Raw genomic sequence first — 11,558 nt, forward strand, 5'->3', positions numbered from 1 at the left:
TTGTGACGCGTCCTCAGAGCTGTTTCATGAGGACGAGCGATTTACGCTGCCAGTTGTAGAGGCGGCGGCGGTCTTCGGGCAGATCGTCCACCGTGACCTTCACGAAGCCGCGCTTGAGAAACCAGTGCTCCGTGCGCGTCGTGAGCACGAAGATGCGCGTGAGGCCGCGCGCACGGGCGCGCTGCTCGATGCGCTTCAACAGGCGCTCGCCGTCGCCCGAGCCTTGCGCTTCCGGCGCGACGGTCAGGCACGCCATCTCGCCGATGCGCTCCTGCGTGTACGGATAGAGCGCCGCGCAGCCGAAGAGCACGCCGTCGTGCTCGATGACCGAAAAATGGTCGATATCGCGCTCGATCTGGTGTCGGCCGCGCCGCACGAGCGTGCCGTCCGCTTCCAGCGGCTCGATCAGCGTGAGAATGCCGCCGACGTCGTCGGGCGTGGCTTCGCGCAGGCTTTCGAGATTCTCGTAGGAGATCATCGTGCCGACGCCGTCGTGCAGGAAGAGTTCGAGCAGGACGCTGCCATCGAGCGCGTACGGAATGATGTGCGCCCGCGCCACGCCGCCGCGGCAGGCGCGAATTGCATGCTTCAGGTAGAAGGCGGTGTCGCCCTGCAGTTCGCCCGATTCATGCAGGCGATAGGCGTCGTCGAGCGACATTTCGCGCACGAGCTCGCCTTGCTGATCGGCGAGGCCGGGAATCTCGGTGACGAAGATGATCTTGTCGGCGCGCAACGCGATTGCCGCGGCGGACGCGACGTCTTCCATCGACAGATTGAACGCCTCGCCCGTCGGCGAGAAGCCGAGCGACGAGAGCAGCACGATCTTGCTGCTCGCGAGCGACTGACGAATGGATTCGCCGTCGATCTTGCGCACGACGCCCGTGTGCTGGAAATCGACGCCGTCCAGAATGCCGACCGGCCGCGCCGTCACGAAGTTGCCCGACACCACGCTGATGTGCGCGTGCGCCATCGGCGTATTCGGCAAGCCCTGGCTGATCGCGGCTTCGATGTCGAGGCGTACTTCGCCGGCTGCTTCCTTCGCGGATTCCAGCGCGCGGGCATCCGTTATGCGAAGCCCATGCGAGAACGACGATTCGACGCCGTGCAGGCTCAGTTGTTCGTCGAGCTGCGGACGCGAGCCGTGAACGAGCACGACATGGATGCCCATTGCATGCAGGAGGCCGACGTCCTGCACCAGCGCGTTGAGCCGTCCTTCCTGCACCAGTTCTCCGCCGAACGCGACGACGAACGTTTTGTTGCGGAACGCGTGAATATACGGCGCGACGGAGCGCATCCAGTCGACGAACTGGGCGAGCGGATTGGGCGCGTCGGCTTCCGCTACGGCCGGCTGCGACGCGAGGGTGAGGTCGGTTTGGGAATTCATGCCGGGATTATAATGCGACGCTATGCCGAATGTTTTCAAACGCCCCGCGCAGCCGGGCAAGCCGCAATCCGCCGATAAAGCCCTCGATACCCAGGAGCAGTTGAAGAAGCTGCGGGAGAATCTCTTGCGCGAGGCGAAGCCGGGCGGGGAAGAAGGCCTCAGCAAGAAGGAACTGGCGGCGCGGCGGTTCGCCGGGGCGAGCGAGACCCATGAGGCGCCCGCGAAGTCGCCGGATGCGCGTCAGTCCGGCGCGAAGCGCGAGCGCGAACAGACGCCGCGCCGGCCGTTTTCCGGTCGAGCCGAAGATGCTTCGGCGCTGCGTTCGCGTGCGGCGGAATCGTCGGAACGCGCGCATGGCGCGCTCGAGCCGGACGCGGATGCTCCGTCTGTGCCCGCGAGCGGCACGAAAGCCGCGGAAAACCCCGATTCGAACGATAAGCGCACCAGGCGCGAACATCGTACCGACGACTCGCCGCGCGAGGCCGACCGCGTGGCGCGCGGCGGGCAGAAGCAGGCGAACGAAGCGCGGCGCGCGGAGATCGTCGCGGGTCGCAAGGATCACAGCAACCGCGAGCAGAAGGTTCAGCCGCAAGACGCTTCGAATCGCGACGCGCGCGCACAACGCGCCGACGCCGCCGCGCAACGACCAGCAGGCAACAAGCGAACGCCATCGCCGGAAGCGCGGCGGGAGCCAGCCAGCATCGAGCGCACGCCCGACGAAGCACGACGCAGCGACCGCGCAGACGTCGCGCGTGCGGCGAATCCTGGCGACCGCCGCCCGCGCGCTGACGAAAGGACGCCATCGCCGGAAGCGCAAGAAGGCCGCGCACCGCGACAAGCGCCCCGCGCGTCCAACCGCGCCGCCCCCGAAGCGCGCGACGCGAGCGAACCGCGCCGCCCCCGCGAGGCGCGCATCGTCACGCCCAACCCCATTCCGCCGATCACCTTCCCCGAAGCGCTGCCCGTTTCCGGCCGGCGCGAGGAGATCGCCCGCGCGATCGCATCGAATCAGGTCGTGATCGTCAGCGGCGAAACCGGCTCGGGCAAGACCACGCAATTGCCGAAGATCTGCCTCGCGCTCGGGCGCGGTCGCGGCGCGGGCGGCAGCGGGCTCATCGGTCATACGCAACCGCGCCGTATCGCGGCTTCGGCGACAGGCCGGCGCATCGCGGAAGAACTCGGCACGCCGTTCGGCGAAGTCGTCGGCTACAAGGTGCGTTTCACGGACAATCTGGCGCCGGGCGCATCGGTCAAGCTGATGACCGACGGCATCCTGCTCGCCGAGACGCAGACCGACCCGCTCCTCAACGCGTACGACACGATCATCATCGACGAGGCGCACGAACGCAGCCTCAACATCGACTTTCTGCTCGGCTATCTGAAAGAGATCCTGCCGAAGCGCCCCGATCTGAAGCTCATCGTCACCTCGGCCACGATCGACGCCGAACGCTTCGCGCGCCATTTCGGCAGCGACGAACGACCGGCGCCGGTGATCGAAGTGAGCGGGCGGCTGTATCCGGTGGAAGTGCGGTATCGGCCGATCGAAGAGGAAAGCGAAGCGATCCGCAACGCGCAAGGCAACGCGCCCAAACGTAACGACCGCAAGACCGACCGCGATCTGATGGAAGGCATCGTCGATGCCGTCGATGAACTCTGCCGCGTCGGCCCCGGCGATGTCCTCGTGTTCCTGCCGGGCGAGCGCGAAATCCGCGACGCCGCCGAGGCGCTGCGCAAGCATCATCCGCCGCACACGGAAATTCTCCCGCTCTTCGCGCGCCTTTCGGCGCAGGAGCAGGAGCGCGTGTTCAGGCCGTCCAACGCGCGGCGCATCGTGCTCGCGACCAACGTCGCCGAGACGTCGCTGACGGTGCCGGGCATCCGCTATGTCGTCGATACCGGCATGGCGCGCGTGAAGCGCTATTCGTATCGCAACAAGGTCGAACAGTTGCAGATCGAGCCGGTGTCGCAGGCGGCGGCGAATCAGCGCGCGGGACGCTGCGGACGCGTCGCGGACGGCGTGTGCATCCGTCTCTACGACGAGGCGGATTTTCAGTCGCGGCCGCGCTTCACCGATCCGGAAATCCTGCGCTCGTCGCTCGCGGCAGTGATCCTGCGCATGAAATCGCTGCATCTGACGGCGATCGAAACCTTCCCGTTCATCGAGCCGCCGCCGGGCCGCGCAATCGCGGACGGCTATCAACTGCTGAACGAACTCGGCGCCGTCGATGACGACAACGCGCTGACGAGTCTCGGCCGCGAACTCGCGCGCCTGCCGCTCGATCCGCGCGTCGGCCGCATGATTCTCGCCGCCCGCGATCATCACGCGCTGAGCGAAGTGCTCGTGATCGCATCCGCGTTGTCGGTGCAGGACCCGCGCGACCGGCCAGTGGAAGCGCAGGAGCAGGCGGATCAGGCGCATCGGCAATTCGTCGACGAGCGCTCGGAATTCCTGCAATGGACGCGCATCTGGAAGTGGTTCGAGGAAGCCGTCGCGCACAAGAAGTCGAACAAGCAGCTCGCGGATGCGTGCCGCGCGAACTTCCTGTCGCATCTGCGGCTGCGCGAGTGGCGCGACGTGCATTCGCAATTGCTGACGGTGGTGCGCGAACAGGGCTGGCGCCTGAACGAAACGGACGCCACCTTCGAGCAGATTCACCTGTCGCTGCTGACGGGCCTGCTCGGCAACATCGGCATGAAGGCCGACGACGAGCCGCATTTCCTCGGCGCGCGCGGCATCAAGTTCCATCTGTGGCCGGGCTCGGCGCTGCTGAAGAAAGCAGGGCGCTGGGTGATGGCGGGCGAACTGGTGGAGACGAGCCGTCTCTATGCGCGGACTATCGCGAAGATCGAGCCGGAGTGGATCGAAAGCGTCGGCGCGCATTTGCTGCGCAAGTCGCTGTCGGATGCACATTGGGAAAAGAAGGCGGCGCAGGTCGTCGCGTTCGAACGGGCGACGCTCTACGGTCTCACCATCTACGCGCGGCGTCGCGTGACCTTCGGCAAGCAGGACCCGAAATATGCGCGCGAGCTGTTCATTCGCGGGGCGCTGGTCGAAGGCGAATTCGACACGCGCCTGCCGTTCTTCGCGCATAACCGCAAGCTCGTCGCCGATATCGAGCAACTCGAGCACAAGTCGCGCCGTCAGGACGTGCTCGTTGACGACGAACTCATCTACGGTTTCTACGATTCGCTGATTCCAGAAGGCATCTGGACCGGCGCGGCCTTCGAGCGCTGGTATCGCGACGCGCAGAAGAAGGAGGGCGGCGAGCAACTGCTCTTCCTGTCGCGCGACGACCTGATGCGCCACGAAGCCGCCGGCGTCACGACCGATCTGTTCCCGAAGCGCATGACGATGTCCGGCATCGAAATGACGCTCTCCTATCACTTCGAGCCGGGCGCGCCGCGCGATGGCGTCACGCTGACGGTGCCGCTGTACGGGCTGAATCAGATCGATGCACGCCGTGTCGAATGGCTCGTGCCGGGCATGATCAAGGAGAAGACGCAACTGCTGCTGAAGTCGCTGCCGCAGAAGCTGCGACGCCACGTGGTGCCGTTGCCGGATTACGCGGCGGCGTTCGCGGAGCGCCACGCGGGGCCGAAGTTCGGCGCGGGCGGCCTGATCGACGCGCTTATCGCCGATATCCGGGAAGAAACGCAGATCGCCGTGAAAAGCGCCGATTTCAGGCTCGAGACGCTGCCTGCGCATCTCTTCATGAACCTCAAGGTGATCGACGAGCACGGCCGCCAACTGGCGATGGGCCGCAATCTCGCGCAGTTGCGCGCGGAACTCGGCGGCCAGGCGCAGCAGCAGTTCCAGAAATTGACGGCCACGGCCGCCTTCGATGCGCTTTCCGGCGAGTTCAACGCTAATCCGCAGCAGCCCCAATCGCAGACCGCGCAAAGCGGCGAAAGCACCGCGCTCTATGAAAACCTGACGACGTGGAACTTCGGCAAGCTGCCGGAGCTCTTGGAGATTCGCCGGCGCGGGCAGACGCTGTTCGGCTACCCGGCGCTCGTGGATCGCGTCACGCATTGCGACGTCGAAGTGTTCGATTCGCCCGAAGAGGCGGCGCGGATTCACCGCGCGGGCTTGCGGCGGCTCTTTGCGCTGCAACTGCGCGAGCCGATCCGCTATCTGGAGCGCAACCTGCCGGGCCTGCGCGAAATGTCGATGCAATACATGGCGCTCGGCACCGCCGACGAACTGCGCGATCAGATCGTCGAGACGGCGCTGGATCGCGCGTGCCTGCAAGACCCGCTGCCCGACGACGACGCCACCTTCCATGCCCGGCGCGACGCCGCGAAGGGCCGCCTCACGCTGCTCGCGCAGGAGATCGCGCGGCTCGCGGGGACGGTGCTGTCGGAATATGCGGCGCTCGTGAAGAAGCTCGCGCAGGCGAAGCCGTTCGCCGCCGCCTACGCCGACATGCAGTCGCAATTGAACGCGCTCGTCGGCAAGCGGTTCGTCATCGACACGCCATATCCGCAGCTCGCGCACTTCCCGCGTTATCTGAAGGGCATGGCGTTGCGCATCGACAAGCTGAAGGCCGATCCCGCCCGCGATGCGCGGCTTGTCGCCGACTTTCAGCCGCTCGCGCAGAACCATCAGCGGGCGCTGTCGCAGCGCGGCGGGGTCGCGGATGCGCGGCTCACCGAATATCGATGGCTGCTCGAGGAATTGCGCGTGTCGCTTTTCGCGCAGGAATTGCGCACGCCGATGCCCGTATCGGTGAAGCGGCTTCACAAGGTGTGGGAATCGATGCAGCGTTAGCGCCGCAGCAGGCCGCCGGCTTGCGACGACACGACGCCTGGCCAGACGGCATTTCTTGCGCGGGCGCACCTTATTGCGCAAAAAGACGTGCGCCGTCAACGTGTTGCGGCAAGCAAACGTTCTACAATGACGCCTGCTTTCCGACGTGAACAATTCATGCGCTCTAATACCTTCTCCGGCCGCCTGCGCGCGGCCGCCGCACGCGCCGCGCGTTTCGTGGTTCCGGCCACCGCGGCGCTCGCCGCTACCGCAGCATTCGCCAATAACGTCATCGTGCTCAATTCGGCGGAAGCCACGCTGAGCCTCATCGACGAAAACACGCGCCAGGTCATCGGCACCGTGCCCACGGGCAAGGAGCCGCACCATCTGATGCCCACGCCCGACAGTTCGTCGCTGATCGTCGCGAATTCGGTGTCGAACAATCTGATGTTCGTCGATCCGAAAACGGGCGCGGTGCAGCGCTGGGTGCAGGACATCGAAGACCCGTATCAGATCGGCTTTTCGCCCGACCGCAAGTGGTTCGTTTCGACCGGCCTGCGGCTGGATCGTCTCGACATCTACCATTTCGACGGCAAGAACCTGAGCATCGCGAAGCGCCTGCCGCTCGCGACGATGCCGAGTCACATCGCGTTCACCAACGACAGCAAGACGGCGTTCATTTCGCTGCAGGTCTCCGGTGAGATCGCGGCAATCGACCTCGCGACGCAGACGGTCAAATGGAAGATGAAGGTCGGTCCGGTGCCGGCCGGCGTCTGGCTGACGCCGGGCGACAAGTTCCTGCTCGTCGGCATGACGGGCGCGGACTACGTGGCGGTGGTCGACCTCGCCACGCAGAAAGTCGTCAAGACCATCCCGACGGGCAAGGGCGCGCACAACTTCCGTTCGCTCGTGGATGGCAAGCATGTGCTGATTTCGAATCGCGTGGCGAACACCATCAGCATCATCGATGAAGAGACGCTCACGAATGTCGGCGACATCACCGGCCTCCTGCCGGGACCGGACGACATGGAACTTTCCGCCGACAAGAAGTATCTCTGGGTGACGTTCCGTTTTGCGAAGCATGTCGGCGTGATCGACCTCGCGAGCCGCAAGCTGATCCAGACCATCAAGGTCGGGCGCTCGCCGCACGGCATCTACTTCTACAACCGCGCGCCGGTGACCGCGCCGAACGGCGCCTGACGCGTCGCAGTGAAGACGGCGCTCGCGCGCGTCCTGTACTACGATTGAATCGCGGGCCGCGTGATCGACCGTTTCACCCGGCCCGAAAATCGAGTTTCACGGAGCACCATGTTTCATTCCATTCTCTCGTTCCTCGACAACTTCGTTTCCTCACTGCAGACCACGTTATACGTGGACGCCGTGCAGCCGCTGTTGTTCAAGCTCGGCATGATGGACTACGACGAGGACACTTACGACGCGCTCTACTGGGTGATCGTCGGCGTCCTGGAAGTGATCGCGATGTACGCCATCCTGCGTCCGCTCGAAGCCTTGCGGCCCGCCGAAACATGGAAGGACCGCAAGGGCGTGCGCGTGGACGTGCTGTACACGTGGATCGTGAAGCTCGGCATACTCAATCTCTTTTTCTTCTTCACGTTCCAGCCGCTCTTCGATTCGCTGCAAAGCTGGCTGCGGCTGCATAACGTGCCGACGCTCGAAATCGACAACCTCTGGCCCGGCGTGACGACCCAGCCGCTCGTCACGTTCGTGATCTACCTCGTTCTGCTCGATCTGGCGGGATACTGGTATCACCGGCTGGAGCATCGTTTCGGGATCTGGTGGGAACTGCATGCGGTTCACCACAGCCAGCAGAAGATGTCGCTCTGGTCGGACGACCGCAATCACTTGCTCGACGATATCTTCCAAGCCGGCTTCTTCGCGACGGTCGCGCTCGTGATCGGCGTCGAGCCCTCGCAGTTCGTGGTGCTCGTGGCCATCACCAATCTGATGCAAAGCGTGCAGCACGCCAACATTCGCATGCATTTCGGATGGCTCGGCGAGCGGCTTATCGTGAGTCCGGCGTTTCATCGGCGCCACCACGCGATCGGCTACGGTCACGAGGGCACGACCTACGGCTGCAACTTCGGCGTGCTTTTCTCGTTCTGGGACATCCTGTTCCGTTCGGCATCGTTCGACCGCACCGTGGAGCCGACCGGCATCCGCGACCAGCTGGGCGGCCCCGGCGTCGCGCCGGTTCGCTACGGCGACGGCTTCATCGAGCAGCACTGGCTTGCATTCAAGCGCATCGGCGCGCGTCTGGCGGCGCGCCGGGCCGCCGCTTCCGGCAAGCGTCCGGCCGCGCTCTGACGGTCCGCTTCCTCCGCCTTCCGCCTCCGCCAGCGCGCATTCCGGGCGCTGGTTTATCCTGTCGTTTCCTCTTTCTTCGACGAATCACGCATGAATGATCTGCTGCGTTCGTTCGTGCGCGCGCTTGCGAACGTGTTCCATCCGCGCATGCTGTGGCTCACGCTGATGCCGTTCGGCGTCGCCACCGTCGTGTGGGGCGCGCTGCTCTGGTACTTCTGGCAGGCGCTCACGGGCGCGGCCAACGGCTGGCTCGACGGCTGGGCGCTCACGTCCGCCATGTACCGCCTGTTCGACGCGGTCGGTTTTTCATCGTTGCACGCGGTCATCGCGCCGTTTCTCGTCGTCATCGTGACGATTCCGCTGATCGTCGTGACCGTGCTGCTGCTGATCGCCACCTTGTCGATGCCCGGCGTCATCAAGCTCCTGACGCGCCGTCCGAAAGGCCACTACGCGATGCTCGAAGAGCGGCGCGGCGGCTCGTGGTACGGCAGCCTCGGACACTCGGTGGTGACGACGGTCGTCTGCCTGATCGCGCTCGTCGTGACCTTGCCGCTGTGGCTCATCCCGCCGTTTTTCGCGCTGATTCCGCCGCTGCTCTGGGGCTGGCTCACGTATCGCGTGATGACGTACGACGCGCTCGCGGTACACGCGAGCGTCGAAGAACGGCGCGCCATCGTCCGCGATTTGCGCTGGCCGCTGCTCGCCATCGGCATCGTGAGCGGCCTCCTCGGTTCCGTTCCGACGATGCTCTGGGCATGGTCCGTGTGGCTGCTGCCGCTTTTCCCGGTCGTCGCCGCCGTGACGATCTGGGCGTATGCCTTCATTCTGGTTTTTTCCGCGCTGTGGTTCGCGCATTACTGTCTGCACGCGCTCGAGCGCCTGCGCGCGAACGAGCCGCAGTATCCGGCGATCACCGCCCAAGCACACGACCGGATAGTTGAATAAGGAGAACACATGGGAATCGGCGTCATCATCATCGGCGATGAAATCTTGTCCGGACGCCGCACGGACAAGCATCTGCCGAAGGTCATCGAATTGTTGAGTGCGCGCGGCCTGTCGCTCGACTGGGCGGAATACGTCGGCGACGATCCGGCGCGCATCACCGCGACGCTCGCGCGCTCGTTCGCATCCGGCGATATCGTCTTTTCGACGGGGGGCATCGGCGCCACGCCCGACGACCACACGCGACAGTGTGCGGCGAAGGCGCTCGGCGTGCCGCTGGAGTTGCATCCGGAGGCAGCCGAACTGATCCGCGCACGGATTCGCGATACCGCCGCGCAGGCCGGCAAGCCCGCCGAACTGGATACGCCCGAGAATCTGCATCGGCTGAACATGGGCGTGTTTCCTCAGGGCGCCGAAATCATCCCGAACAGCTACAACAAGATTCCGGGCTTTTCCGTCGGCGATCATCACTTCGTGCCGGGCTTTCCGGTGATGGCCTGGCCGATGATCGAATGGGTGCTCGACACGAAGTACGCGCATTTGCATCACGCGGTGCCGTACGTCGAGCGATCGCTGCTGGTCTTCGGGCTGCCGGAATCGCGCATCACGCCGCTGATGGTCACGATCGAGCGAGATTTCGACGGCGTGCGCGCGTTCAGCCTGCCGAGCGTCGGCGATGCAGCGCGCGGTGCGCTCTACGCGCGGCCGCATATCGATCTGGGCGTGAAGGGCGATCCCGAGCGCGCGAACGCTGCGTTCGAAGTCTTGCGCGACGGCGTGCTCGCGCTCGGCGGGGAAGTGGTCGAAGTGCCGCCGGAGGACGCGCAGTGATTTTGCTCGAAGTGATCGCGACCACGACCGGCGATGCGCGCGTCGCGGAGCGCGGCGGCGCGAACCGGATCGAACTCGTCACGGCGATGGGCGAGGGCGGACTGACGCCGAGCATCGGGTTGATCGAATCGGTGATCGATGCGGTTCGCATTCCGGTGAACGTGATCGTGCGGCCGCACAGCCGCTCCTTCGTCTACGATGCCGACGACTACGCCGTCATGCTGCGCGACGTGCGCGCGATCGCGAAGACGGGCGCGAACGCGATCGTCGTGGGGATGCTGACGCCGCACGGCGATGTCGATGTCGACGGACTCTCACGCGTCGCCGAAGCCGCCGATGGCCTGAAGATCACGTTTCATCGCGCAGTTGACGAAGCGCGGGACCTTCATGCGGCGTTCGACGCGCTGCTGCGCTTCGAAACCGTGACCAATGTTCTGACGTCGGGCGGCAAGGCATCGGTGCTCGACGCGCAGGGCGCGATCTCGAAGCTCGTTGCGCAGTCCGAAGGCACGCACTGCACGGTGCTCGCGGGCGCGGGCCTCACCGTCGACGCCGTCGCGCCGTTCGTGGCATCGACCGGCGTGCGCGCGGTGCATTTCGGCTCGGGCGTGCGTGCCGGCGGCAAGGGACTCGCGCCCGTCGAGGCGTCAGCGGTTGCGCGCGTGCGTGCGTTGCTCGACGCGGCTACCGGCTGATCGCACCGATTACGCGCCCATCCAGGGCAGCCCGCGAAAGCACCATCCGGACACCGTTTTTCTGTGCCCTTGCGCATCCTTGTCGCCTTCGAAGCCTTCCAGCAAGTCGAATGCGTTCCTGAAGCCTTCTTTCTGTGCCGCGACGGCGGCCAGTTTCGAGCGCGCGGCGCTTCGGCACAGGAAGAGAATCGGGGTGTCCGGGGTGGCGACTTGTCGCAATTGTTGGATAAACTCGGCATTCGGCACCGAGCCGGGATAGCGAATCCATTCGATGTGCACGTATTGCTCGCCGTTGATCGCGGGCCGTCCGACCCAGTCCAGTTCCGCGCGCGTGCGCACGTTGACGAGGCGCGCGGCCGGTTCGAGCTGTAGCAGTTCGAAGGCTTCGGCGGGCAGTATCGCGCCGGCGTATGAAAGGTTGTTCTCGGCCGCCCGGCGCGTGGCCGTGTCGTACAGTTGCTCTCGCGTGGTCATGTTCGTGTCTCCGCAGGCTGGAATGATTCAATTCTAGCTTGGCGACGCAGCGCACGGATCTGCCTCGTCTTGGTGCAAAATCGCCCGGATGCGCAAACATAGTGCATACGCTAGACGGCCCGTGTAGTGCGGCACTCGATTGGTGCACGGTGATTGC

General features: G+C 65.2%; 8 protein-coding genes. 6 read left to right on the top strand and 2 right to left on the bottom strand.

Annotated elements, in window-relative coordinates:
• Positions 1 to 13: 13 nt before the first annotated feature.
• Positions 14 to 1,384, bottom strand: coding sequence for an amino-acid N-acetyltransferase (gene argA, locus P9255_RS24170; RefSeq protein ID WP_309765182.1), 1,371 nt, complete (start codon positions 1,382 to 1,384; stop codon positions 14 to 16).
• 22 nt (positions 1,385 to 1,406) lie between these two features.
• Between argA and hrpA the strand changes: the two genes are divergently transcribed.
• The 6 genes from hrpA to P9255_RS24200 all read left to right on the top strand — a co-directional run bounded on the left by hrpA (position 1,407) and on the right by P9255_RS24200 (position 10,927).
• Positions 1,407 to 6,155, top strand: a complete 4,749-nt coding sequence (hrpA, locus tag P9255_RS24175; protein ID WP_309790538.1) for an ATP-dependent RNA helicase HrpA — start codon at positions 1,407 to 1,409, stop codon at positions 6,153 to 6,155.
• Positions 6,156 to 6,311: 156 nt separating this feature from the next.
• Complete coding sequence (locus tag P9255_RS24180) at positions 6,312 to 7,334, top strand: beta-propeller fold lactonase family protein (RefSeq protein WP_309790539.1); 1,023 nt, start codon at positions 6,312 to 6,314, stop codon at positions 7,332 to 7,334.
• Between the two features lie 108 nt (positions 7,335 to 7,442).
• The gene (locus P9255_RS24185) at positions 7,443 to 8,459 is read left to right on the top strand and encodes a sterol desaturase family protein (RefSeq protein ID WP_309765179.1); all 1,017 of its coding nucleotides are present in this window, start codon (positions 7,443 to 7,445) and stop codon (positions 8,457 to 8,459) included.
• Positions 8,460 to 8,549: 90 nt separating this feature from the next.
• Complete coding sequence (locus P9255_RS24190; RefSeq protein WP_309765178.1) at positions 8,550 to 9,404, top strand: EI24 domain-containing protein; 855 nt, start codon at positions 8,550 to 8,552, stop codon at positions 9,402 to 9,404.
• Between the two features lie 9 nt (positions 9,405 to 9,413).
• Positions 9,414 to 10,232, top strand: coding sequence for a molybdopterin-binding protein (locus P9255_RS24195; protein WP_309765177.1), 819 nt, complete (start codon positions 9,414 to 9,416; stop codon positions 10,230 to 10,232).
• Entirely contained in the window at positions 10,229 to 10,927 is a 699-nt protein-coding gene (locus tag P9255_RS24200) for a copper homeostasis protein CutC (RefSeq protein ID WP_309765176.1), read from the top strand. Before P9255_RS24195 ends, P9255_RS24200 begins: the two co-directional genes overlap by 4 nt.
• A 9-nt stretch (positions 10,928 to 10,936) precedes the next feature.
• Here P9255_RS24200 and P9255_RS24205 read toward each other — a convergent pair whose 3' ends face one another.
• A complete protein-coding gene (locus P9255_RS24205) occupies positions 10,937 to 11,401 on the bottom strand; it encodes a rhodanese-like domain-containing protein (protein WP_309790540.1) in 465 nt (154 codons plus the stop codon).
• Positions 11,402 to 11,558 lie beyond the last annotated feature (157 nt).

It is taken from the genome of Caballeronia sp. LZ019, assembly GCF_031450825.1.
Taxonomy (GTDB): domain Bacteria; phylum Pseudomonadota; class Gammaproteobacteria; order Burkholderiales; family Burkholderiaceae; genus Caballeronia.